At 57.6% G+C, this 25474-nt stretch carries 17 protein-coding genes; 6 read left to right on the forward strand and 11 right to left on the reverse strand.

Annotation, left to right across the window (positions count from 1 at the left end):
• Window positions 1–337: 337 nt before the first annotated feature.
• From glgP to HNQ38_RS05655, 4 genes are all read right to left on the reverse strand, one after another.
• Window positions 338–4594, reverse strand: a complete 4257-nt coding sequence (gene glgP / locus HNQ38_RS05640) for an alpha-glucan family phosphorylase (protein ID WP_183718454.1) — start codon at window positions 4592–4594, stop codon at window positions 338–340.
• Between the two features lie 249 nt (window positions 4595–4843).
• Window positions 4844–6232, reverse strand: a complete 1389-nt coding sequence (locus HNQ38_RS05645; RefSeq protein WP_183718455.1) for a glycoside hydrolase family 57 protein — start codon at window positions 6230–6232, stop codon at window positions 4844–4846.
• The gene (locus HNQ38_RS05650) at window positions 6232–7587 is read right to left on the reverse strand and encodes a glycosyltransferase family 4 protein (RefSeq protein WP_183718456.1); all 1356 of its coding nucleotides are present in this window, start codon (window positions 7585–7587) and stop codon (window positions 6232–6234) included. The genes HNQ38_RS05645 and HNQ38_RS05650 overlap by 1 nt, the downstream gene beginning before the upstream one ends.
• A gap of 211 nt (window positions 7588–7798) precedes the next feature.
• Window positions 7799–9955 (reverse strand): amylo-alpha-1,6-glucosidase, encoded by a 2157-nt coding sequence (locus HNQ38_RS05655; RefSeq protein ID WP_183718457.1) that lies wholly within the window; start codon window positions 9953–9955, stop codon window positions 7799–7801.
• Between the two features lie 560 nt (window positions 9956–10515).
• On the opposite strand from HNQ38_RS05655, the gene HNQ38_RS05660 reads away from it, so the two are divergent.
• From HNQ38_RS05660 to HNQ38_RS05680, 5 genes are all read left to right on the forward strand, one after another.
• On the forward strand, window positions 10516–11637 hold the full coding sequence (locus HNQ38_RS05660) for a branched-chain amino acid ABC transporter substrate-binding protein (protein WP_183718458.1): 1122 nt from the start codon (window positions 10516–10518) through the stop codon (window positions 11635–11637).
• Window positions 11638–11844: 207 nt separating this feature from the next.
• Window positions 11845–12750 (forward strand): branched-chain amino acid ABC transporter permease, encoded by a 906-nt coding sequence (locus tag HNQ38_RS05665; protein WP_183718760.1) that lies wholly within the window; start codon window positions 11845–11847, stop codon window positions 12748–12750.
• Window positions 12747–13808: a branched-chain amino acid ABC transporter permease gene (locus HNQ38_RS05670; RefSeq protein WP_183718459.1), complete on the forward strand. Its 1062-nt coding sequence runs from the start codon at window positions 12747–12749 to the stop codon at window positions 13806–13808. The genes HNQ38_RS05665 and HNQ38_RS05670 overlap by 4 nt, the downstream gene beginning before the upstream one ends.
• Window positions 13805–14575 (forward strand): ABC transporter ATP-binding protein, encoded by a 771-nt coding sequence (locus HNQ38_RS05675; protein WP_183718460.1) that lies wholly within the window; start codon window positions 13805–13807, stop codon window positions 14573–14575. Before HNQ38_RS05670 ends, HNQ38_RS05675 begins: the two co-directional genes overlap by 4 nt.
• A 3-nt stretch (window positions 14576–14578) precedes the next feature.
• On the forward strand, window positions 14579–15289 hold the full coding sequence (locus HNQ38_RS05680) for an ABC transporter ATP-binding protein (protein ID WP_183718461.1): 711 nt from the start codon (window positions 14579–14581) through the stop codon (window positions 15287–15289).
• A gap of 305 nt (window positions 15290–15594) precedes the next feature.
• Here HNQ38_RS05680 and HNQ38_RS05685 read toward each other — a convergent pair whose 3' ends face one another.
• Both HNQ38_RS05685 and HNQ38_RS05690 read right to left on the reverse strand, forming a co-directional pair.
• Entirely contained in the window at window positions 15595–16671 is a 1077-nt protein-coding gene (locus HNQ38_RS05685) for an NAD(P)H-dependent amine dehydrogenase family protein (RefSeq protein ID WP_183718462.1), read from the reverse strand.
• A 270-nt stretch (window positions 16672–16941) separates the two neighbouring features.
• Window positions 16942–17928, reverse strand: coding sequence for a DMT family transporter (locus HNQ38_RS05690; protein ID WP_183718463.1), 987 nt, complete (start codon window positions 17926–17928; stop codon window positions 16942–16944).
• 477 nt (window positions 17929–18405) lie between these two features.
• Between HNQ38_RS05690 and HNQ38_RS05695 the strand changes: the two genes are divergently transcribed.
• Window positions 18406–19326, forward strand: a complete 921-nt coding sequence (locus HNQ38_RS05695) for a LysR family transcriptional regulator (protein WP_183718464.1) — start codon at window positions 18406–18408, stop codon at window positions 19324–19326.
• Between the two features lie 422 nt (window positions 19327–19748).
• On the opposite strand, the gene HNQ38_RS05700 is transcribed toward HNQ38_RS05695, so the two are convergent.
• The 5 genes from HNQ38_RS05700 to HNQ38_RS05720 all read right to left on the reverse strand — a co-directional run bounded on the left by HNQ38_RS05700 (window position 19749) and on the right by HNQ38_RS05720 (window position 25284).
• Window positions 19749–20558: a MipA/OmpV family protein gene (locus HNQ38_RS05700; RefSeq protein WP_183718465.1), complete on the reverse strand. Its 810-nt coding sequence runs from the start codon at window positions 20556–20558 to the stop codon at window positions 19749–19751.
• 8 nt (window positions 20559–20566) lie between these two features.
• Complete coding sequence (locus HNQ38_RS05705) at window positions 20567–21736, reverse strand: phosphoglycerate kinase (RefSeq protein ID WP_183718466.1); 1170 nt, start codon at window positions 21734–21736, stop codon at window positions 20567–20569.
• A gap of 120 nt (window positions 21737–21856) precedes the next feature.
• Window positions 21857–23857, reverse strand: coding sequence for a transketolase (gene tkt / locus HNQ38_RS05710; protein ID WP_246388013.1), 2001 nt, complete (start codon window positions 23855–23857; stop codon window positions 21857–21859).
• A 10-nt stretch (window positions 23858–23867) separates the two neighbouring features.
• On the reverse strand, window positions 23868–24596 hold the full coding sequence (gene rpe / locus HNQ38_RS05715; protein ID WP_183718468.1) for a ribulose-phosphate 3-epimerase: 729 nt from the start codon (window positions 24594–24596) through the stop codon (window positions 23868–23870).
• A 334-nt stretch (window positions 24597–24930) separates the two neighbouring features.
• Window positions 24931–25284: a MerR family transcriptional regulator gene (locus HNQ38_RS05720; RefSeq protein ID WP_183718469.1), complete on the reverse strand. Its 354-nt coding sequence runs from the start codon at window positions 25282–25284 to the stop codon at window positions 24931–24933.
• Window positions 25285–25474 lie beyond the last annotated feature (190 nt).

The following is a 25474-nucleotide window of genomic DNA, read 5'->3' on the forward strand; positions in this document are numbered from 1 at the left end:
TTGTAAGGGGTTTAGGGTAAAGTAACTTTGAAAAAATTTAGCTGCACCAAAGCTGCACAAGAGTGCGGCATGGTGCTGGAGCATTTTAAAGTTAATTTGCTCTAGTACTGCGTGACAAACGTGTGCTCTGCCGGAAATTTTTTGGGAGCAGAGTCGCTTTAAGCTGTGCAGTGCTTTGGAATGACGCCACTGTTCAGGCAAATATGCAATGAAGCTGGCCACCCAAGGGTGGCCAGCTTCAACTATTACAGCATGCTACTTTGTCTGCTCCGCTATGCAAACGTATTGCGGCCGTCACACAGGCACGGCAGAGTAGCGGTGCATGAACGCAGTTTCCTTATGTCCACAAAACAAGTCCCGTTTCCAGCGGGGTGGACAGGTTCTTGTGAAAGGGCATAACGCGGACGCCATAGCGGTATTGTCCGCTGTGCGTCGGTATGTAGGTTGCAGCATAGGTCATGCCGCCGTTGCCATTGTCTGTAGCGCGTGGCTCAAGGCGGAGTATTTCCGGTTTGTCGATGAAATTGCCGTCAATAAGGGCGCGGCCAATAACAAGCTGCACAAGAATCTCGTCAGAGTTCATTTCGCCTTTCTGCAACCGCAGGCGTATGCTCACGGGTTCGCCGCAAATCATTGTGTTGTTTTCCACACCACTGACGAGCATTTCTTCTACCTTGACGGTGCCGAATCTTGCCGGAAGGTCCTTTTCCCAGGCGGCCAGCTGGCGGCAGGCCGTCCAGTTGTCGTCAGCCAGCATGTTGCGGCGGCGGGCCGCCCGCAGATAATACTGACGGATGTAGTCGTTGAGCATGCGGTTACTGCTGTACATGGCGGTCAGGCTCTTGAGGGAGCGTTTGCCCATAGCGATCCACTGCGTGGGCAGGCCGCTCTGATTGCGCTCAAAGTACAGGGGCAGAACTGCATTTTCCAGCAAATTGTACAGGGATTCGGCATCTACATAGTCGTTTTGTTCGCTGCTGGGCAGCTCGTTGGTGATTACGGGGCCGATGGTCCATCCGTTCTGCCTGTTGTAGCCCTCGCACCACCAACCGTCAGAGATACTCAGATTGACGCCGCCGTTGACGGGCAGCTTCATGCCGCTGGTACCAGACGCCTCGTGCGGGCGGCGGGGCGTGTTGAGCCACACGTCGCAGCCCTGCGACATGAGCCGCGACACAGACAGGCTGTAGTTTTCGAGAAAGAAAATGCGCCCCAGGAAGCGTTCGTCCTGGCACATGCGCATGACTTCCTGAATGAGATTGATGCCTGCCTCATCCGCAGGGTGCGCCTTGCCGGAAAAGACCAGCACCACAGGCCGGGCGGGATTGTTGAGAATACGCGCCAGCCGGTCGGGATCGGCAAAAAGCAGCGTGGCGCGTTTGTATGGCGCGAAGCGGCGGGCAAAGCCGATGATGAGGGTTTCTGGTTTGAGCAGAGCCTCCATACCCTTACGGGTGGCCGGGTCCAGCTTGAAACGCTGCGCAAAGACGGGAACCCGTTTGCGCAGGGCGTCAAGCAGCGCTTCCTTCTGGTTTTGACGGGCAGCCCAAAAGGCATCGTCGGGTATTGCGTCCACATTATCCCACACGCCAGCACCGGGCAGGGCCTGCATCCAGCCTTCGCCGAGATACTTGTGCAGCAATTCGTGCATCCAGCTGCCCACATAGGACGGGGTATGTACCCCGTTGGTGACGTGCCCTATGGGAGTTTCAGCCGTTGGCAATCCCTTCCACAACTTGTTCCACATGTGGCGCGAAACGACGCCGTGCAGGCGGCTGACCGCGTTGGCCCAGCAAGAGAGCCGCAAAGCCAGCACCGTCATTTCAAAGGCCTGACTGTCGCCGCCTTCAATCTGTCCCAGTTTCGTAAACTGTTGCCATGAAAGGCTCAGGTTTTGCGCCATGCCGCCGAAGTAGCGGCTCATAAGTTCAAGAGAGAAGGATTCATTGCCCGCAGACACGGGAGTGTGGGTGGTGAAGAGCGTGTTGGAGCGCACGCGCACCACCGCCTCTTCATAGGCCATGCCCTGAGTCATGCAGTCGCGTACTCTTTCAAGGGCCATGAAGGCTGAATGGCCTTCGTTCATGTGGTAAACGCTGGGGATGATGCCCAGGGTGCGCAAAAGACGCATGCCGCCCTGACCCAGCAGAATTTCCTGCAACAATCGCGTTTCGCGGTTGGCCTCGTAAAGGCGGTCGGTGATGCGGCGGTCTTCACCGGTATTGCGGTCGGTGTCCGTATCCATAAGGTAAAGCGTCACCCGTCCCACCTGCAGACGCCACACGCGGGCATACAGGATGCGGCCCGGCAGCTCCAGTTGCACATATACGGGTTCGCCCAGGGCGTCGTGTACCTGTTTGATGGGCATCTGCCCGAAATTGTTGACGGGGTACTGCGCGATCTGGCGGCCATTGGAGTCGATTTCCTGCATGAAATAGCCGCTTTTGTAGAGCAGGCCGATGGCAACCAGGGGCAGGGCCATGTCCGAAGCGGATTTGAGATGGTCGCCTGAAAGCACGCCCAGACCGCCGGAATAGATGGGTATGGACTCGTTAAGCCCGTATTCCGTGGAAAAGTAGACAATGGGATGTTCCGGCGTCACGTCCACACTGAGGGAGCGGATGGGTTCGGCCATATAGGCGTCAAACTTGTCCATCACCTTGTAGTACAGGGCCATATATTCTTCATTTTCCATGAGCTCTTTGAAGCGTGCGGGCCATGCCTCCTCAAGCATTTTGAGTGGATTGCGGCAGGCTTCCCAAAGCTGCGGGTTCAGGGCCATGAAGAGGGCTTTGGCATGGTCGTGCCAGCACCACCAGATGTTCTGGGCCAGTTCACGCAGGCGCAGAAGTTCGCGGGGCACTTCGGCAACAGCCATGATGGAACGCAAAAAGGGAGTAGCAGAGCAGGAAGCCGTGAGCACGCGCGTAAGCGCGCCGTGCCCCGCATCGTGGTCGGCGCGGGTGTCGGACTTGGTAAGGGCGATCTCAAACGCCTTCATATAGTTGTCGAAAAAATATCCCCATGAGGTTTTTTCGGCCAGGCTACGGGCGTGCCCCCGCCATGCGTGCAGGTCCTCTGCGGAGCCTGCGGTTGCCGCAAGTATTTTTTCGTGCAGAACATTGGCGCTCTGCTCAAAGTTTGTGCCGCGTCTTGGCATGACATATACGCCCCTGCGGTCCATGCCCTCTTCCTTAATCTGTTCTTTGACCCACATGCCGAAGCCCGAAAGGTCGGTAGTAAGGGTGGGTACGGCCCAGGCCGCGCTTTCTTGCGGGGTATACCCCCAGGGTTCGTACCAGGAGGGGAAAAAGCCTCCATCGCAGGCGGCCAGAACTTCTTCGTAGGGCATGTTGAAAAAGCCGTCATGTCCATCAAGCATGGCTGGCACAAAGATGACCTTGACGCGCCTTTCGCTCTTGTTGTTGAGCCCAAGGCGGCGGCAGGCGTTGATAATGGGATCTTCGGGGGCGTTCCACACATGATGGGTGCAAATGAAGGGCTGGCCGTTGTCTGTATCTGCCGGATCGCCGGAGATGGCAGCCGGGTTTACCCCCATATGCCCGCCCATTACCAGACAGAGAACCAGAATGGAGGAGCCGGTGCCAGTCAGATTGCGGTCTGCCTGGGCCAGAGCGTCAAGAAAAACGTCCACGCCCTTGTTGTGCATTTCATAGCGGCCAGAAATGACAAAAATTCTGGTATCTTCCGGCAGGGGATCACGCAAAAAGCGGCCTGCAGCTTCCATTACTTTTGCGCGGGTAGCCAGAGGAATGCTGCGGTCTTCGGAGTAGTCGGGTATGACGCGCAGGTCCAGACCGTTGGTGGTGATGACGTCAGGCTGGCGGCCCAGAAAAACCGTGGACTCCTCACCCGTGATGGGGCTCACGGTCGTAAAGGCGTCGGCCTCACGGGCGGCGGTGCTTTCCATTGACCATTTGGCTGTAATATTCAGGGCCGCGGCTTCGTTGGCCGGGTTGATATTGCGCATGTTGGTATAGATGTCGCGTCCGGTTGCGGCCAGGGCGCGGCCCAGCATGGTGGCGTGGGTGGTGAACACCGTGCCCACCTCGGGCGCAAGTTTTTTGACCGTAAGCAAGCCAGCAGCGCACATCCATTCGTGGAAGAGGGCCACGCTGTGTCCCTGCATGGGCTCCACCCGGCTTTCGTGCACGGCGGCTATGACTTCGCCGCAGGTGGCGGCAAACATGACGGGTTCAATATAGTCCCATCCGCCGGAAAGCGAGTCCACACCGTAGTTTTTCCACATTTCGAAAAGCAGCTGGTTGCTGGAATAGCGTTTGTCGAATTCCACCAGGATGACCTTGGGGCGGCCAGGGATGTTCCAGCGGCCCAGGCGGCACTTGAGATCCCGCGTGGCAAGGCCTATGCGCAGGGAATCCCAGGCGTGCTCGTCGGTTTCTTCAAAGCCGGGGCTCTCTTTCAGGGCCGGGCCAAGAAGAAAGTAGTCTTCGCCAAAATGCTCCACAGCCTGAAGGGCCTTGCTGGTGACAACGGAATGTATGCCGCCTACCTTGTTGCAGACTTCCCAGCTCACTTCAAACAGGGTTACCAGGGACGAGTTGAACTCCATGTCTTCTCCTTGCGCATAATATCGTTAGAGCATTTTCATTTTGAAATGCATATTTTTACAATCAATCTGCTCCAAACAGTGCCGCCTTGAGACGAATTTGTTCTTTATATCAATGCGTACGGGCCATGTATGCAGAGGTGCGTTTTTGTGGCGCCCCACTGGAATAAAGGCTGAGGTTCGACGCAAAAACAACTGGAAAGGCGCTTGCAACGACACTGGCCAGGGGGCGAAATCGCCGTGTTTGGTACGTCATGCGGTGGTGCCAGTTTTGCGGCGCGTGGCAGCGGGTTTTTTTTCTGTTGCGGCTCCCTCGGCCTTTGCGCCAGTTTTTTTCTTGCCTGACGTTTTTTCAGGGGGCTTGGCTTGCGCCTTGCGTCCTTGCGCCGCAGGGCTTTTGGTTTTCGCCGATGCTGCCGATATCGCCGATGCCCCCGGGGCGGGTGCCGCCTGCAATTCTTCAGCTGCCTTGAGGCGCATTTCAAAATCTGCCAGCACGTTCATGAAAGTGATGTAGGCATCGTAGGGGCTGCCAAACGGGCTTGGCCTGTCTGGAGATTCGCTGGAGAACCATTTGGTGGACATATGGCGAAAGTGGTCGGCGGTCTGCAAACGGTCGAAATCGTGTTGCAGGTCAGGCGCTCCGCACAGGGCGACCCGTGAAGACAGGGCGTAAAGCGCGTGTATGGCATCCTTTTGCATGTCATTGCCAAGCCATGCGGTGAGATCGCCGCTTTCTTCATCCCAGGACATGAACTGGGGCACGTCCATTTCGCCCATAGGCTTGAACGCCTGAATTGCCATGCCTGGAGTGGTGAAGTGAAAGTCCTTGCGGGCAAGCAGGGCTTCGGGCAGGGCTTCCATAAAGTCGAAAATGCCCGATTCCTTGCTGTGGCGCAGGCCCAATATATGATAATCGTTGATGATATTTATGATGTCGGCAGATTCTGCGAGCCCGTGGCACCATGAGGCGAAGGTTTCTGCCCTGAGGGGCCAGGCAGGCCATGCAGTGTCGGAAAAGCGCATGCCGATATCGCCCGAAAGGTTGGTGTTGCGCAGCAGCATACTCAGGCCGGGAGCGCTGACGGGCTGGTAAAGATAGTTGGCGCTGCGCCAGCCCAGCACATGATCCGTGCCTTCGGCCAGCACGGCCTTGAAGCCGAGTTCGGCTACGGCGACGGCCAGATCGTTATTGTAGACGCATTCCGTATTTTTGAAGGTTACTGGCTTGTAGCCGAAAAGAGTATTCAGGCGCGCCAGCTGGGCCTTAACCTGACGGTCGAATTCTTCCCGGGAATAGAGAAAGGCTAGGGAATGGGGCGCGGTTTCCGCCACAAATTCCACGCAGCCAGTGCGGGCCAGAGCCACAAAACTGTCCAGCACTTCGGGAACATATTGCTCGAACAGGTCAAGGGCCGTGCCCGAAATGGCGTAGGAGACACGAAAGGCTCCCTCGTAACGGCGGATGAGTTTGAGCATAAGCTCGTTGGCGGGCAGGTAACAAAGGCGTGCGGCGCGCAGCATGGCGTCGCAGTTATGGTCGTCGTCTTCGTATATCGAGTTTTGACCCATATCAAACACAGTATAGCGACGTAGCTGATAAGGTTCGTGAACCTCATAGCACAAGCAGATGGCAGGCATTAGCGACCTCCGTGCACGTTGTGGTAAATGGCCAGCAACTGGTCGGCGGCATTTTCCCAACGGATGGACTTCATTTCTTCACGGCAGTTTTTCACCAGTTCAGCCGCAAGGCAGGGATAGCGCAGGACGGCGCAAATTTTGTCGGCCATTTCGCGGGTATCCCAAAAATCGGCTTTGAGGGCATGTTCCAGCACTTCTGACACGCCTGACTGGCGCGAAAGCAGTACTGGCACATCGTAGAGCATGGCTTCTAAAGGAGTTATGCCGAAGGGTTCGGACACTGAGGGCATGACGTACAAATCGCTCAGGGCGAACATGCGGTCCACTTCTTCACCGTGCAAAAATCCGGCGAAGTGAAAACGGCTGCCCATGCGCAGCTGACCAGCCCTGCGGATGAGGCGCGGCAGCATGTCGCCGCTGCCCGCCATGAAAAACCGCACATTTGGAATTTTTTGCAGCACCAGACGCGCGGCTTCCATGAAGTATTCCGGCCCTTTCTGAAAGGTAACGCGGCCCAGAAACAGCACACGTTTTTCATGCCGGATGCGCGGGGGAATGGGGTAGCGGCGCTGGGCCTCGTGCCGGGCCACGGCATTGTGCACAACCAGAACCTTTTCAGGGGGAATGCCGTAACGCTCGATAACAGTCTTGCGGGTGAGGCGGCTCACGGCCACCACAACGTCGGCGGCCATCATGCCAGCCCGTTCAATACCCGCCACCTGCTCGTTAATGCCGGAGCCGCTGCGGTCGTATTCCGTAGCGTGAATGTGGACGACAAGAGGCTTGCCTGTAAGATTTTTTGCCAGCATTCCGGCGGGATAGGTCATCCAGTCGTGTGCGTGAATGACGTCAAAATTTTCCTGAACGGCCAGAGCGGCAGCCAAACGGCTATACCGCAGCACCTCTGTCATGAGGTCGGGGCCGTAGCCGCCCTGAAGGGTGTAGGTGATGGATTGCCGCTGCCGGAATTTGTGGCTCCCAGCCGGATATACAGTAGATGAGCATGGTTGCTCCATGCAGGTGCGGGTACCGGAACTCCCCATTGCGCTGGCATAGTCCTGCTCGGTCAGGTACGGCACGAGAGGACTGTCCACAGGCAGGCAACGTATTCCTTCGTGCCAGACTTCCTGTTGCGCCCAGGCCATGCGCCGCACCAGATCTTCAGTAATGGGAGTGCCGGATGCCGAACGCAGCCACAGGAATCCGTCCCGCCCCTTGCTGTCGTCAATGCGGGGCAGTACAAAGATTATTTCCGCTCCTCGCCGGGCCAGAGCCTGAGTCATGCCAAAGCAGGCCGTACCCAAGCCTCCGCTGATGTGAGGTGGGAACTCCCAGCCGAACATAAGCACTCGCATGTGTTCTCCCTCGTATGGCGGAAGTTTTTCCGCCGGGTTCAGCGGCCGTTCATGCTGGCCGCCGCAAATTTTTCCTCCACTCCTGTTTGGACATTTTCACTTTGAAATGCTTGCTTGGCGGCGAAGTGAGTTCGCCTTGCAAGCATTTTGTGGCGCGAATTTTTATAAAAATCCGCGCAGAGCAGATAAACATTTTTAATGTTGGTCTGCTCTAACAGGCTGATCCCGGCGCCGGCGTGGCTTCCGGCGCGCATTTATGATGTTTTTTGCAGCCTTCCAGAACCATGCTCACGCGGCAGACCCCTGCCGTATCACCAGTGACAGGGTGGGCCATGCGGTGAGCAGCCAGTTTTTGCCAGCGTTGATATACGGCAGGCGCTGCTTTTTGCACCCGCAGCAAAAGGCGCAGGCATTCGGCGACACTCCAGGCTTGGGCAATGCAGCCATTGGGTTTGTAAGGTGGTGAGCCGTCAAAGATTTCAGAAATACTGCCCAGGCCCGCCTGGGAAATGTGGTCGCAGTAGAGCGGCGTGAGGGTATCCAGCAGGGCCAGGGCAGCGCCATCAATATCCCAGGCCGTGCGCAGCAGCGCGTCGGCATAATGCCCAAGCAGCCACGGCCAGACAGTGCCCTGGTGGTAAGCCGCGTCACGGGCGGCAGGGTCGCCGTCGTAGCGGCCCTTGTAGTGGGGATCGTCCGGCGCAAGGGTGCGCAGGCCATAAGGAGTAAGCAGCTTGTTACGCACGCATTCCACCACCTGGGCCTGATATTCTTCAGGCAAAATGGCGTGCGGCAGGGAAACTGCGAAAATCTGGTTGGGCCGCACGCTGGCGTCGACTTTGCCAGCGCGCCACACGTCGCCAAGGTAGCCCCCGCCGCCGTGAATCCAGAAGCGCTGAAAAAATACCATACGCAATCTGCGCAGGGTCGTGTCGCCCGTAAGGGGCGTTTCGCCGAATCGCGTGGCAAGCTGGTCGGCAAATGCCAATGTATTGTACCAGAGGGCGTTTATTTCAACGGGATAGCCCTGTCTGGGCGTTACAGGGGCATTGTTTGCCTGCGCGTCCATCCAGGTAAGCTGGCTGTGGTCGTTGCCCGCGTGCAGCAGACCTTCGGCGTCAACGTAAATATCCAGTTGGCGCGCCATGCCTTCGCCCGCGCGGTAGCCGGAAATGATCGCCTTTAATGCGGGCCATGCGTTTTCACGCACCCAGGCGAGCTGCCCCGCATCAACTTCAAGGCAGCTTTGCAGGGCAAAGGCGTACCACAGGGCGGCGTCAACGGAGTTGTAAGCGTGGTCGCCCTGCGGGGAAAACATGTTGGGAATGAGCCCGTCTTTCACATGTCTGCCTATATCAGCCAGAACGCGCAGGCCAAAGTTCGTGCGGCCCGCGTGAAATGTCAGGCCCGGCAGGCTGATAAGCGTGTCGCGGCCCCAGGCGTCAAACCAGTGGTAGCCTGCCAGAATTTCGGCCCTTCCTGACGGGCTTTCAACGCAGAACTGCTGGCCCGCCTGGCTCAGATGCCCAGCCAAACCGCCCCCGGTCTTGTGAGCCTTTGTGCGCTCGCGGCTGGCATCGTTCCACAACTGGCGCAGATCCTGCCCGCAGGGTTTGGTACCAGCCGCCAGATAGACGCAGCAGTCATCCGCTCCTCCGGCAAGGGGCGGCATGAACACGTCAAGCGTGCCCGGTACGAAAAGATCTTCGCTGTAGGGGAAGCCGCGTTCGCGTTCTTCAAGGTATTCCACATTGCGGCACCAGTCCGGCTGTGGTGCGAACGAATATCCCTGGCTTGTCTGGCACTGGATGTAGAGGGTGGGCAGTCCCTCGTAGGGGGTGATGCTGAATCCATCGGGCAGCGGGGTTGTATCCGCGCGCAGCTCGGAGTTGGCGTGGGTGAGTTTGTGGAAGTTGCGGTAGGCAAGAAGGGGATGCAGGCGCAGGGTCAGTGGCGGCGCGTGGGTTGGCCCGCGCACGCTCCAGCGCAGCAGTATCTGGCTCTCGCCCTGAACAAGCAGGGCTTCGCGGCACAGGCGCACATCGCCAACCCGGTAGACGCACTGGGGCCACTGGTCAAGCCGGAAGGCCTCCAGGTAGTCGTGGCCGTGAGGGTACAGCGTGCCCGGGTGTTGCCGTGTTGAAAGATGGAATTCCTTGCCGCCGCCCATAAGGGACTCTTCAAGGCCTGCAAGCAATACATGGCGGCCATACTGCGTATTGACCGTGAGCAGGCCGTGGTACTTGCGCGTGTTGCAGTAAAGAATGGTGCTGCTGGCATAGTCGCCCAAACCGTTGGTGAGCAGCCATTCCTTGCGCAATGCCCTGCGAGTGTTCTGGCAGGCGGCCTTGTCAAAGCTGAACCGCATACGGCCTCCGGCGGTATGGGTGCTTGGAGAATAGCGCTGCGTGAGGGCGAGGAGGGGAGGGTAGGTCGCAGCGGGCCTATTTGAGACTACTGAGGGTGTGGAGCCAGGACGCGAAACCGCGCGGGACGGCCGTGAACGGTGCGTGGCACCAATGCTTCAATATGCGCAATGTTCACCTGCGATGCCAATTGAGGGGCACCGTGCCAGTCTGTGGCTGAGGTGTGCGCCGCACACAGGGGTATACGGCCCGTCCCCCTGTTTATCTTGCTTTCAGCCTATAAGATATTTTTATACATGTCGAGTTTTACGGGTTTGCGTCGGAACAATGTCAGAGTAACGTCGCCGGCAGTGCTGTGTGATATATCCCGAATTGTTAGCGCGGGTTTGCCTGTAACAGGCAGGCAAACGCGAGAACAACGGTGTGAGCTATTTTTCAATATGCGAGTGATCGTCTGTATCCATACGGATTACGGGCAGAAAATCTGGGGCTTTTTCTTTCTGGCATTTTAGGGTATGCTATTTTGTTATTATCATCATCGCATAACGGACGGGGGATTTTTATGAAAGCACTTGGTCGTTTGCTTGGGGCTCTTGCCCTCACCCTGCTGGTGCCTGCGGCAGCTCTTGCCGGAGACATCAAAATCGGCCTCATGTGTCCCCTTACGGGCAAATGGGCCTCTGAAGGGCAGGACATGAAGAACATTGTCAGCCTGCTGGCTGACGAGGCCAATGCCAAGGGCGGCATCAATGGCCGTCAGATCAAGATCGTGGTGGAAGACGACGCGGGCGACCCGCGTACCGCCGCACTGGCCGCGCAGAAACTGGCTTCGGCTGGCGTGGTGGCTGTTATTGGCACTTACGGCTCCGCCGTTACAGAAGCAAGCCAGAACATTCTGGATGAAGCCCAGCTGGTGCAGATCGGCACGGGTTCCACCAGCGTGCGCCTGACGGAAAAGGGCCTGCCCCTTTTCTTCCGCACCTGCCCGCGTGACGACGCGCAGGGCCGCGCTGCGGCTGAAGCCATTGTGAAGGGCGGCTACAAATCTGTGGCGCTGCTGCACGACAATTCTTCCTATGCCAAGGGCCTTGCCGAAGAAACCAGGGCCGCCCTGGACAAGGCTGGCGTCAAGGTGGCCTTTTACGACGCTCTTACCCCCGGAGAGCGCGACTACACGGCCATTCTGACCAAGCTCAAATCTGCCAAGCCCGACCTTGTGTTCTTCACCGGCTATTACCCTGAAACGGGTATGCTGCTGCGCCAGAAGAAAGAAATGGGCTGGCCCGTGCCCATGATGGGCGGCGACGCCGCCAACCATCAGGATCTGGTAAAGATCGCCGGCAATGAAGCGGCTGAAGGCTATTTTTTCATCAGCCCGCCCTTGCCGCAGGATATGGACACTGCTGAAGCCAAGGCTTTTCTTGATGCCTTCAAGGCCAAGTACAACGCCGTGCCCGTTTCTGTGTGGGCCGTGCTGGCTGGCGACGCTTTCAAGGTTATCGAGGCCGCTTTGGCCGCTGGCAACGACAAGCCCGAAGCCATTGCCGCCTGGCTGAAAAACCTCAAGGACATGCCCGGTCTTTCCGGCAGCCTTGGTTTTGACGCCAAGGGCGACCGTGTGGGCGAGTTCTATCGCACCTATGTGGTTGACGGTAAGGGCGTATTTGTCTTGCAGGCCAAGTAAACAGGCCGTACAGTGTGCCCCGCGTCTGCGTTTCAGCAGCGCGAAAACAGTAAATACATTAATGATGACGTCCGTGGCGGCGGTTCGGTTTTTCCGGCCCGCCGCCCGGATGCGCAAATGGGAGCCGCCTGGAGCGGCTCCGGCGGCGGAATCGCGCTCCTCCCGGTCACCTTCGGCTACCGGAGCGTGGTAAGGGTACAACGCTTTATGGAACAGTTTTTACAACAGCTTTTGAATGGTCTTGCCGTGGGCGGTATCTACGCCCTAGTAGCTCTGGGCTACACGATGGTGTACGGCGTGCTGAAGCTTATCAACTTCGCGCACGGCGATCTTTTTACCATTGGCGCCTACCTTGGGCTGACCCTGCTGGTAAGCTGCAATTTTTCCGGGATGCTCAATCCCGTACTGGCTGTATTGGCCGTCTTTGTGATGGTGGCTTTGCTGGTTGCGCTTATCGGTTTTCTTCTGGAGCGCACGGCGTACCGTCCTTTACGCAATGCCGGCCGCCTTTCTGCCGTGGTTTCGGCCCTTGGGGCTTCCATATTTTTCCAGAATGCCATCATGCTCATCTACGGGGCGCGCTTTTACGTCTACCCCGATTATCTCAGGCCCGACTTCACGGTGCAGCTGTTCGGTCTGGCCGTTCCCGGCGTACGCCTGCTGGTCATTGCGGCCAGCGTCATCCTTATGCTTGGGCTTTGGGCTTTTATCCAGCGATCGCGCACAGGCGCGGCCATTCGCGCTGTAGCCATTGACCCCGGCGCTGCGCAGCTTATGGGCATCAACGTGGACCGCATCATCGGTCTGGTATTTCTTATCGGGCCGGGCCTCGGCGGAGCCGCCGGGCTTATGGTGGGCATCTACTACGGGCAGATTGACTTCACCATGGGCTGGACTTACGGCCTCAAGGCATTTACCGCCGCCATCCTTGGCGGCATAGGCAACATCCCCGGAGCCATGATAGGCGGGCTTTTGCTGGGCGTGATAGAGGCTTTGGCCGCAGGCTACATAGCCATCGCCTGGAAGGACGCCATAGCATTTTTTGTGCTCATTCTCATTCTCATCATCCGGCCCACGGGCATTCTGGGCGAGCGCACGGCGGACAAGCTATGAAAACAGAGCCATTGCGCATTGCCGTCAGGGTTGCCCTGGCGGCTGTTATCTGTACGCTGCCCCTGTTCAGCAATGCCTATTGGACTGACGTGTGCGTGAGCATCGGCCTTTACGCGCTGCTTTCTCTCTCGCTCAACGTCATCTTGGGGCAGTCGGGCATCTTTCATATGGGGCATGCGGCCTTTTTCGCCGTGGGCGCTTACGCCACCGCCATACTGAATACGCTTTGCCAGTGGCCTATCTTCTGGACCATGCCCGTTGCCGGAGCAGTGGCGGCCCTTTTTGCCCTGCTGGTGGCGCGGCCCATCATCCATTTGCGCGGCGACTATCTGCTTATCGTCACCATCGGCATTGTGGAAATTGTGCGCATCGCCCTTATCAACGACGTTTTCGGTCTTACTGGCGGGGCCAACGGCATTTTCGGCATCAGCCGCCCCAGTTTTTTTGGCTTCAGGGTAGTCAAGGGCATACAGTTCTATTATCTGGTCTGGGGAATGGTGGGCGTGAGCCTGCTGCTTTTCTATGGCCTGTGGCATTCGCGCTTTGGCCGCGCCCTGAACTACATCAAGGAAGATGACGTGGCCGCCGAAGGCTGCGGGGTCAACGTCACCCACTACAAGCTTATGGCCTTTGTGCTGGGCGCGTTTTGGGCAGGCATGGCCGGAACGCTGTACGCCGCAAAAATGACGACCATTTCGCCGGAATCTTTCAGCTTTATGGAATCCGTCATTATTTTTGCGGTGGTTATTCTTTCGGGCGGCAGCCAGATTGGCGTGCTTATCAGCGCGTTTCTTTTCATCGGCCTGCCGGAACTGCTGCGCGAATTTTCCAACGCCCGCATGCTTATTTTTGGTCTGGCCATGATGGTCATGATGGTCTGGCGGCCTCAGGGGCTGCTGCCGCCGCGCCGCCGCCGCTATCATGTAGGTTCTCTTGTGGAGAACGGCTCCGGCGGCGATTCCAGTGGCGGGTCTGATGCTGGGGCTGGCTCCAGCGGCCAGCTTGATGACGCTGCTGCCACAGGCGGCGAACAGGCCACTGGCGGGAGGCCCGCATGAGTCTTTTGCGCTTGCAGGAAGTGACCAAGGTCTTTGGCGGCCTTGTGGCTGTAAATGACCTGACCTTCAGTGTGGACGCGGGCAGCGTGGTGGGGCTTATCGGCCCCAACGGCGCAGGCAAGACCACGGTGTTCAACTGCATTACAGGCAACTACACGCCGGAAAAAGGCCGTATCTTTTTTGACGGCGAGCCTGTGTCGGGACTGCGCCCGCACAAGGTGGTGGAGCTGGGCATTGCCCGCACCTTCCAGAGCATCCGTCTGTTCGGCAAGCTGTCTGTGTTGGAAAATGTTCTGGCCGGGCGGCATTGCCGCATGAAATCTGGCATGTTGTCCTGCATGCTGCATCTGCCCTGGCAGCGCCGTGAAGAACGCGCCGCCGTGGCCCGCTGTATGGAAGAATTGCGCTTTGTGGGCCTGGCTGACCGCCATGCTGAAGCCGCAGGCGGGCTTTCTTACGGCAACCAGCGTTTGCTCGAAATCGCCCGCGCTCTGGCATCGGACCCGCGCCTGCTCATCCTTGATGAGCCAGCGGGCGGCATGAATGATCAGGAAACCGCCGCGCTGGTTGATACCATTGCGGCCATACGCGACAGGGGCATTACCGTGCTGCTTATTGAGCATGATATGCGCCTGGTCATGAAGATTTGTGAAAAACTTGTGGTGCTGGAACACGGCACCATGATAGCCCAGGGCGAGCCTGATGCCGTGCGCCGTAATCCGGCGGTGGTTGAGGCCTACCTGGGCGTAGAAGACGAAAAGTGGTAAGCTATGTCCCTGCTGCAACTGTCGAATATACGGGTTAGCTATGGCAGCGTCGAAGTGCTGCACGGCATTGACCTGCGGGTGGAAGAGGGCGAGATCGTCACCATTCTCGGAGCCAACGGTGCTGGTAAAAGCACCACGCTGCTTTCCATAAGCGGCCTTGTGCGCCCAGCCTCTGGCGAGATTCTTTTTGAAGGGCAGGATCTGCTGCGTCTGCCGAGCCACAAGGTCGTGGGGTTGGGCATTGCCCAGTCGCCCGAAGGACGCCGGGTTTTCGGCGTCATGAGCGTGCTTGAAAATTTGCGCCTCGGTGCTTTTTGCATTGAAGACAAGACCCGCAGCGAACGCACCCTTGAATGGATATTCGACCTTTTTCCGCGTCTTCTTGAGCGCAAGGACCAGCTTGCGGGCACGCTTTCTGGCGGCGAACAGCAGATGCTGGCTATCGGGCGCGCGCTTATGGCAGAACCACGTCTGCTGCTGCTTGACGAACCCTCCCTTGGATTGGCTCCTCTGCTGGTGCGTTCCATCTTTGAAACCGTGCGGGCCATCAACAAGCGCGGCGTGACTGTATTGCTGGTGGAGCAGAATGCCCGTGCGGCCCTGAAGCTGGCATCGCGCGGCTACGTGCTTGAAGTGGGCAAGGTGGTTATGGAAGACAAGGCACAGAGCCTGCTGAACAATGCCAGCGTGCGTGAAGCCTATCTCGGCGGTTAAGCTCGACTTTTGGACACCGTGTTTCAACATTGGAACAGGTTGCCAAATAGGCCTACGAGGCAAGCGACTGTTCCAAAGCTAACACGCTCCAGCGGCTTTCTTTAACCAGATAATTTTCGCCAAGGGCAAGATAAAATGGCCTTTTGGCGCAGCCAGTAGGGCAAAAGAAGTATTTGGCGGCAGCCTTGGCTTGAAAGGCCAGTGCAAAGGCAAGCAGCGTAACCGTCCTTATACCCCCCAATCTACACACAAGAGCCCCGCGTCTCCTCAGAGGCGCGGGGCTCTTGTGTGCAGATAACGTCAGGTTATTTTTTGACGTAATAATCCAGAGGCTTCACCCGGTAGCTGTTCACGGGCATCTGGTCAGTTGTCACATAGCCGGGCGCCGCATTGATGAGGTCGGGAATGCGGTTCACCAGCGTGGCGCAGGTCAGTTCCACGGTGGAAGGTTTGGTAATGACAACCTGGGTGTCCGGTTCGCCCATCAGGGTCCAGTCGTTGCGGTCCACTTCGCCGGGGGCGTAGACCTTGCCGATGCATTCACTCTCAATGGTAATGCCTTCCTGCGTCTCGGTAGTGACCACGGCAGACATGCCCGTGGCGCGCCCGGCGGGAATGGTCATTCCCAGCGTGTCGGATTTCAGCTCGGTCGAATGGGTCATGGGCACGCATTTCTGCGTCTGGCTCGTGACAGTAAGGCCCAGGCGGGCCGCCAGCCAGCCGTTGACGTTCCACATATAGGAGGGCAGAAATTCGCCCTTTTCTATAAGAGCCTTGCGCTCGGATTCGGGGATATTGTCAGCCGAGGCGATGTCTTTTTCAAAGGCTTCCAGGTCAAGGCCAGCGCCGTGCGCCTTGGCCAGCGCGATGCCGTAATCTTCCACATTATAGCTGGACCTGCCGCGGATTTTTCTGATGGTGTGCATGGCCCCGGCCAGAGTGGTAATGAGGTTGCCCCAGAAAACATCCTGATATCCCGTGCCGCATATGGTGCAGCCGGTCTTTTTTGCCAGCTCGTCTATCTCGCGGGTGAGGGCTGGTGAAGAATTGATGGGATAAATGGCCTCTTCGCATATGGTGATGGCGTTAACGCCGCTTCGCGCGCAGGCCATGAGGGGCTCTTTGAGGTCGCGCAAAAGGCTCATGGTGGTAACAAGGCAGGCGTCGGGCTTGAGTTCCGCAAGCACCTTGCACGCCTGTGATGCGTCCTGAACAATGACGCCCTTGTTTTCGCAGCCCATTATGGAGCCGATATCCTGGCCCATAACAGCTGGGTTCACGTCAAAGGCGGCTACAATTTCCGCGCCTTTTTCGTAGACATAGCGCATTGAATATCGAGACATTTTCCCGCAACCATATTGGGCTATCCGTAACTTGCTCATGGATTCCTCCTGGTTTGGAAACACGAAGTGATTGAAAACAAATTTCAATAACAGTCTATCTCCTCCAGCCGGAAAAGCAAGCAAACCCTGCCCTGGCGCAAAGCGTGACTAGATTAGATTAACTTTGAAATGCATTGCATTTCAAAGTTGTCATTCTGCCGAAAAATGCGATTTTCGGCAGAATCCACGCCGCGTTGCGGCGCGCTGCACGCTTGTGCGGCGTTAGAGCATTTAAACTTTTCAAAGTTAAAATGCTCTGGATCATGCCTGTCACGCCTTTATTTTGCCTTGTCGTGGCCGCAGCGCCACATACAGTCCCGCAACAATGGCCGCAGCCCCGGCGGCATCCTGAACACCAATGTCAGTACCCAGAATCAGGGCAGAAAGCGCCAGCCCTGAAAGCGGGTTGAGCAGATTATACGAAGCTGCCATAGACGGGCCTTGCGTGCGTATGAGCAGCAGCCACAAGGCCATGCCTGTCAGACTGACCACCACCAGCCATATCAGCGCGATTTGCGCGTGCCATGTGAGCTGCAGGGGGCTGGCCTCCGTCATGAAGGCAGCGGGGGCGAAGCAGAGCATGGCGCAGACGGACATCCAGAAATTCACGGGAAGCAGGGGCAGGTCGTCATACTTGCCGCGAAACAGCACCGCGCCTGCCGAAAAGGCCAGTGTAGCGCCAACCGTCATAACAAGGCCAAGGGCCGCGCCAGCGTGCAGACCCGTAATGCCGACCATAATGACCACGCCCGTAAAGGCGATGGCAAAGCCCAGCAGCTTTCCCTTGTCGAAAGATTCCTGCCCACGCAAGGCTGCCATTGTCATTGTCATGAATGGAGCACAGGAAACCACAATGACGACCCATGAGGGGGGCAGCCTTTGCAGAGCTGAAAAATTCAGGCCCAGGTACGCGACGTTATTGAGCAGGCCAAGAAGTATTCCGGCCAGCATGGCCTGTTTGCCCTTGGGCCCCAACAGCTTTTTCCCGCACAGAGGCAGAAGCACCAGCACTGTCAGTACAAAACGGTAGAACAGGGTGGTAAACGGCCCCATTTCCATAACTGTGACCTTGCCCGCTATGAAAGCTGAACTCCATATGACGCTGAAAAGCACTCCCACCGCATAGCGTTCCCAGCGCTGCCCTTTGGTGTGGGCCACAGCCTGTGCCGGGCGCAGGCTTTTCTCCGCTGCATTGCCGGGCTGAGGATATACAGCGGTGTTCTGAGTACTATTTTGTCCGTCGTTGTTCTGAAGCATGTTGTATTCCTGCCAGAGCGCATGCCGTGAGGGTTTTGGTCGGCATAAGACTGTCGTATTGCCTGCGGCATGCATATGAAAGATGATTCCGGCGGCTTGAGCCGTTTTAGATGTTACTGTGCCGGACATTGGGCAGAGGACAGCGATCAGCGGATACTGGCAGCGGGCACTGGCAGCCATAAATACAAATACCGTTGCTCCCTGCAGTTGCCTATATAGTCGTGAGCTGCCGTTTCGTCGGGCGGCAGCAGATCTTTTGTCTGCCTTGCTGAATCTGGACAAGTCCGCCAAGCTTTGCAAAGTTGTGCGAGGCCTACCCTCAGAAGGCAAAACGCGAATAGACAGAATTGGTTTTTTCAAGAGCCTTTGCCTGCCCAGGCGATAAAATCAAGGTTGGTGAACAGTATTTTCCACTTGATAATTTGTAAAATTAATATTTAGCATATCATAATAAGTTTAGATAATATTGAGGTGACTATGCTTCCAGACGTGTCGACCCTGTCGCAAAGCCGGGCCATTACGCTTGAGCATCTGCGTGCCTTTACAGTTGTTGCCCACTGCCGCAGTTTTCAAAAGGCGGGCGTGAAGCTGTGCCGCAGCCAGTCGGCAGTCACCCAGGCCGTGAAAAGGCTGGAAGCGCAGCTTAACTGCACACTGCTGTATCGCAGTCATGGCCATGTAGCGGGCCTCACGCCCGAGGGCGAGCGCATTCTGCCGGAAATTGTCGATGTTCTCTTGCGGTTGGAGCACGTTATTCAGGCAGGCAGAAGGCCAGAGCTTAAGGGGCGCATTCAGGTTGGCATTCCGCCCAGCTTCAGCGCGGTCGAACTGCAAGGAGCCGTTGCCCGCCTGCTGGCCCTGAATCCGGGTTTGCAAATAGGCATCATATCAGACATGTCCAGCGATCTTGAACAGATGCTGGCCGAGGGAAGTCTGGATGTGGCCCTTATCAACCAGTACAGGTTTGATGACGGCACGCTGCCGCAAGGAATGTTTCAGGAACTCTGCCGCCAGCCATTGCTGTGGCTGTGCAATGCGCAGAAAGTCGTGAACCATGCCGGGGAAATTCCTTTGCTCACCTACTCGGCGGGAAGCCCCTGGCGCACCGCTGCTGTGGATGCACTGGATCAGGCAGGCCTTGCCTACAACTTTGCCTATGTAAGTGCATCTTATGAAAGTTTGTGCAGCTCCTTGCTGGCGGGATTTGGAGTTACTGTCTTGCCGGGATGGGATATCGACGAGCGTTTTTGCATTGTTGATGGCAGTTACGGTTTGCCTACCCTGCCTGTGGTTCGCACGGTGCTCAAAAGCCGTTCACAGAGCACAGTTGTGCAGCAGTTTTGCGATTTTATCGCCGGATTGCCGTTTTTTGTGCGCGCCAGAGAGCACAGCCCCTAGGGCGTTTAACCATCGAAATACTCTGCCAGCCGCCAGCCGTTGAGGCTTGAGCGCCAGTTCTTTGCACTGAAAAACGCTGTACCGAGCGTGCCTTGAATCTCAAGAATGTGTGCTGCGATGTTCATTGCCCCAGAGCTGATGCGCATGAAACGCTTTAAGGGATTGGCGCAGGAAAAGCCGTCATGTCTGAGTGGCATAGGGTGAAAGAGCAGAAGGGCAGGGGATTGTTAGCCGAGCGCACAATTTTTTGCATGCGCACCCCCTTTTGCATACAGGCGGCATTCGTGGCTATTGCTGTTGGCTTGAGGCAAAATACGGGCGGAAAAAGTTTGCGCTCTCCGTAGCCAGAAATACTGGTTCAGGAGAGCGCAAGTAGGTAACTCAAAGCCAGGCGGCCTTGGGCAGACTAACCTGGAAAATGCTTAAAAGGCGTACAACAGGCCCGCGCTGAAGGAATACGTTGTGGTGCGTTCCACCATTGGGCTGTCGGTAATTTCATTGCCGAGAAACAACGCCTTGGCACTGGCAATGATGCTCCAGTCTTCGGTAAGAAGCATCCGCATGGTCAGCCCGGCGTAGGGCGAAAAGGCGCTTTCAGGGCTGTATTCCTTAAAGCCGCTGGAGCGGGATTCGCTGGAGCTGATGCTGTAGTAATAGTCGTTATAGTTGCTGTCCGTCCACTGCACACCCACGGCGGGGGTGATCATGACATTCTCGAACCGCACGGGATAGGCGTATGAAACATCGGCCATGACGCCGTTGTTTACGCCCAGCACATCGGTGGACACCGTGGCGGAAGCTTGACCGTACTGCGTGCGCAATGTGTAGTTCAACCCGGCCATCAACGAAGAATAACGGTCATCCAGACGCTTCATCCTGTCGTTGTCGCTCCAGGACGCATAGAAACTTTGCGGCAGGTAGGAGACCTGTACGTTGAATTCCTGATAGCGGTCTCTATAAACATGCACGCCGCCGCTCAAGCCACGCAAATACAACCACTTGCCTTCATAACCGATCAGGGGCAGCGGCGACCCCAATGAATCGATGCCTTTGTATTCCGAAGTGCGCAGCGTTGCACCAGCGCCGGCGTTGAAGCCCCATTTGTCGGCCTGCGCTGCTGCATCAGCAGGATGTTCCTCCCAGGCTTCCTGAGCCATAATGGCAACAGGCTCGCACAGGGTGAAAGTCAGCAGAGTAAGCAGGATCAACCTGCCCAACACGGTATTTTTCATTGAGCCTCCTAGGCCCGGTCTTCCAGAGCAGCTACGGAAGGCAGCTTTTTGCCCTCCAGCAGCTCCAGCGAAGCGCCGCCGCCAGTAGAGATATAGCCCATACGGTCAGCCAGACCGTACTTTTCAACAGCGGCCACACTGTCGCCGCCACCAACAACCACAAAAGCCTTGGAGTCGCCCAGATATTCGGCCAGCGCCTTGGTTCCGTCGCCAAAGGGGTCGATTTCAAAAGCGCCCACGGGGCCGTTCCACACCACGGTGGCGGCTTTGGCCAGGTATTTTTCATACAGGTTCAGGGTTTCGGGGCCGATGTCCAGTATCATCTGGTCGCCCGGCACGTCGCCCACGGCATGCAGCATGGCACGCTGGCCGGGGGCAAGCTCCTCGGCGGTGATTACGTCAACGGGCAGGGGAAGTTCCTTGTTGAGGGTCTTGGCCAGTTCCATAACTTTTTTGGCTTCGGGCACAAGATCTTCTTCGTACAGGGACTTCCCTACCATATAGCCAGCCGCAGCCAGAAACGTGTTGGCAATGCCGCCGCCCACGATGAGCACGTCAACCTTGTTCAGCAGGTTTTCAAGCAGGTTGAGCTTGGTGGAAACCTTGGCTCCGCCAATGATGGCAATCAGGGGGCGGGCGGGGTTATCAAGTACCTTGTCAAAGGCTTCCAGTTCTGCCTGAAGCAGAGGCCCGGCGCAGGCTACCTTGGCCACGCGAATGGCGCCCTCAGTGGAGGCATGGGCCCGATGGGCAGCGCCAAAGGCGTCCATCACATAGACATCGCCAAGGCCTGCCAGTTTTTCAGCCAGCTGGGGATCATTTTTCTTTTCACCAGGAAGAAAGCGCACATTTTCCAGCAGGGTCACCTGACCGGGTTGCACCTTGGCTTCTTCCAGAGTTTTGGCAAGCGCCACAGGTTGCCCCAGCTGTTTTGCAAGGCTTTCGGCAACAGGGGCCAGAGAGAACTGCGCGTCGTACTGTCCTTCAGTGGGGCGGCCCAGGTGTGAAAGAAGAATAACGCCCGCGCCTTTTTGCAGCGCCAGCCTGATGGTGGGCAAGGCCGCGCGGATGCGCTTGTCATTGGTGATGACGCCGTCCTTCATTGGCACATTGAGGTCTTCGCGAATGACAACGGTTTTGCCTGTGAGATCCAGATCCTGCATCTTCTTTATGGGCATTGCACGCTCCCTTTGCTGGACTTGCAGCGGATATTTTTTATGTAAGGTCAGGCCTTGGCAGGCCCAGCCCGGGTTGGCGCGGGGGCGGGATGAAACCCCCGGCCCCTGCGCTAAACGCCGTCAGTTTTTGCCCATAAGGGCGTGAGCTTTTTCCAGAGCATTGGCGACAGTAAAGCCCAGGCGTTCGAAAACCACTTTGCCCGGGGCCGATGCACCGAAGCCTTCCATGCCGATGACGGCTCCGTCCAGACCCACATATTTGCTCCACCAGTCTGCGGCGGCGGCTTCAATGGCTAGGCGCGCGCGCACGGCGCGGGGCAGCACGCTTTCTTTGTATTCGGCGCTTTGGGCGTCAAAAACTTCAGCGCAGGGCATGGACACCACGCGGGCCTTGCGGCCATCGGCGGTGAGCTGGTCGGCAGTTTCAAGGGCCAGGCCCACTTCAGAGCCAGTGGCCATGATAATGATTTCAGGCGTGCCTTCGCAGTCGCGCAGCACATAGCCACCGCGGGCGATGGCCGCTACCTGTTCCTGGTTGCGCTGGCAGAAGGGCAGGTTCTGGCGTGAAAGGGAAAGGCCGGAAGGCGTGTGGGCGTCTTCAAGCGCGCTGATCCAGGCCACGGCGGTCTCCACCGTGTCGCAGGGACGCCAGAGGTGGAAATTGGGCATAAGGCGCAGCATGCCAAGCTGTTCCACAGGCTGGTGCGTGGGGCCGTCTTCGCCCACGCCGATGGAGTCGTGCGTCAGCACCCATACCACGCGGATGCCCATAATAGCCGCAAGACGCAGGGCGTTTTTGGCCTGATCGGCAAAAGCCAGAAATGTTCCGGCATAGGGAATGAAGCCGCCGTGCAAAGCCAGGCCGTTCATGATGGCGCTCATGCCGAATTCGCGCACGCCGTAGGAAATGTAATTGCCTGTGTGCTCCTTCACATCCATATGCACCGAAGAGCTGGTGAGGGTGCCCACAGAGCCCGTGAGGTCGGCGGAGCCGCCAGCCAGTTCAGGCAGGCGGGGTACAAGGTATTCCAGCGTTTTTTTGGAGGCCACGCGGGTTGCCGTGCTTTCGCCCTTGCTGACGGCTTCCTGCAGCGCGCCTGTGGCGATTTCTGCCCAGTTGGCAGGCAGTTTGCCCTGCATGCGGCGGGTCAGTTCGGCGGCCAATTCGGGATGGGCTTTGGCGTAGGCGTCAAAAAGCTTGCTCCAGGCTGCTTCAGAGGCCTTGCCGGCATCGTGGGCATTCCAGGCAGTGTAGATGTCTTGCGGAACCGTAAAGGGCGCTTCGTGCCAGCCAAGAGCGTCGCGCGTGGCGGCCACGCCGTCTTCGCCCAGAGGGGAGCCGTGGCTTGAGGCCGAGTCGGCCTTGGGCGAACCAAAGCCGATGTGGGTCTGGCAGATGATGAGGCTGGGGCGGGACGGATCGGCTTTGGCCTCGGCCAGAGCCTTGTCCAGCGCAGAGGCATCGTGCCCGTCCACAGGGCCGATGACCTGCCAGCTGTAGGCGCGGTAGCGGGCGGCCACGTCTTCGTCAAACCATGCGTCGATCTTGCCGTCGATGGAAATGCCGTTGGAGTCGTACATGACAATAAGCTTGCCCAGACCCCAGGTGCCTGCCAGCGAGCAGGCTTCATGAGAAACGCCTTCCATAAGGCAACCGTCGCCCACAAAGACGTAGGTGTGATGGTCCACAACCTTGTATTCGGGCGTATTGAACTGGGCCGCCAGCATGCTTTCGGCAAGGGCCAGGCCCACGGCGGAGGAAATGCCCTGACCCAGGGGGCCGGTGGTCATTTCAATGCCCATGTGGGGTTCGTACTCGGGATGCCCGGCTGTTTTTGCTCCCCACTGGCGGAAATTGCGAATTTCTTCCATGGGCAGGTCGTAGCCCGTGAGGTGCAGCAGAGCGTAAAGCAGCATGGAGGCATGCCCGTTGGACAGGATAAAGCGGTCGCGGTTGAACCACAGGGGATTGGCAGGGTTGTGCCTGAATCCGTGCCGCCAAAGGGCTTCGGCCATATCGGCCATGCCAAGGGGAGCGCCGGGGTGGCCGGAGCGGGCTTTTTCAACGGCGTCCATAGCAAGGGCGCGGATAGCGTTGGCGCACTGTCTGCGGGTGGGCATGATCATTCCTCTATTTTTGCTTGGTATGGGGATCTGCTGAAGGCTGACGCAGAGCGGCAGCCCGAACGGTGGGGCGAATTTCGCGTCCGGCCAGGGGCTTCATGAAGGCAGCCAGACGTGCGTCGTAGGGTTTGTGCCCAAAAAAGGCCGAACCTGAAACAAGCACGTCGGCCCCGGCTTCTACCAGTTGGGCCGTATTTTCGGGGCACACGCCGCCGTCCACCTGAATAAGCACATCCGCGCGGCCACAGGCGTCCAGCAGGCGCCGGGCAGCGCGGATCTTGTCAAAAGTGGCAGGTATGAACGCCTGACCCGAAAACCCGGGGTTGACGCTCATGATAAGCAGCATGTCCATATCGTTGACGAGCCAGCGTATGGCGCCAAGGTCTGTGCCAGGATTCAGCGCCACGCCAGCCTTGCAGCCCATTTCGCGTATGGCGGAAAGCGTGCGCTGCGGGTGGCGGTCGGCCTCTGCATGGATGACCAGCATATCCGCGCCGGCGTTTTTGAAATCGCGGATGTAGCGGGACGGGTCTTCCACCATAAGGTGCACGTCAAAAAAAAGCCCGCTGCCAGGCCTGAGAGCCTTGATCAGCGGGGGACCAAAGGTGATATTGGGCACATAAGCGCCGTCCATCACATCAAGGTGCAACCAGGTTACCCCGGCAGCTTCAAGAGCTTGCAGCTCTTCAGCCAGACGTGAAAAATCGGCGGAAAGCAGCGATGGTGATAGAATCATGCGTTTTGTTCTGCTGTTTTACGAAAGGGAACCCTGGTGATTCCTGCATCCGTAGTTTGACCGTCTGCCTTTCAAAGCAGCAGGCGGTGATAAAAATTCTGCGGCCGGGTGCGGCCTGCGTGGCAGCTTTCTGTATCAATGGCCTGCTGTTTGGCAGGTGGCGCTTCACGCGCCATTGCTTGAAATTTTAATTTCACCACGAACGCAAGGCATTACATCATATGCGTGTCTTTTGCCTTGCCTGCCCGGCTTTGCCCGGTTTGCTTAACGGTATCACGCCGCCGTGCAGCCCCGCAAACGCAGCCCGGTTTTCATACTGTGCCGTACAGCGGCGTTATTCGTTGCTGAGCAGGCGGCGCACCGCTGTCAGTTCACGTTTGAGCATACGCATGAAATCCGGGTCAGGCACTGCGGCCACACGTTCGGGCAGGCTTTCATCCAGCACAGCGCTGCCTTGCAGCACTCGGCGCGCGCCTTCGATGGTCATACCCTGTTCGTGCAGCAGTTGCTGTATGCGCCGCAAAAGGCCCACATGCTCTTCGGTGTACAGACGCTGCCCCTTGCCCGTGCGCAAGGGCGCCAACTGGGGAAATTCCGTTTCCCAGAAGCGCAGCACATGGGTTTTGAGGTTGAGCAGTTCCGCAACTTCACCGATGCGGTAGGTTTTTTCGTCGTTGTGGTCCTGCATGGGCCCTCCGGACGTCCTCCAGAGCATTTTTAATTCCGGCCTGCGTAGGCAAGAACGTTTAAAAGCATCTCAACCTTTAGAGCAGATGAACTTTGAAAATGTGTATTTTCAAAGTCCAATACACGCTCATTACGGCGTCTAACCGCGCAAATAAATAGCGCTTACGCCTCCACAGCGGGCATCTGCTCAC

Source organism: Desulfovibrio intestinalis (assembly GCF_014202345.1).
GTDB classification, from domain to species: Bacteria; Desulfobacterota; Desulfovibrionia; order Desulfovibrionales; family Desulfovibrionaceae; genus Desulfovibrio; species Desulfovibrio intestinalis.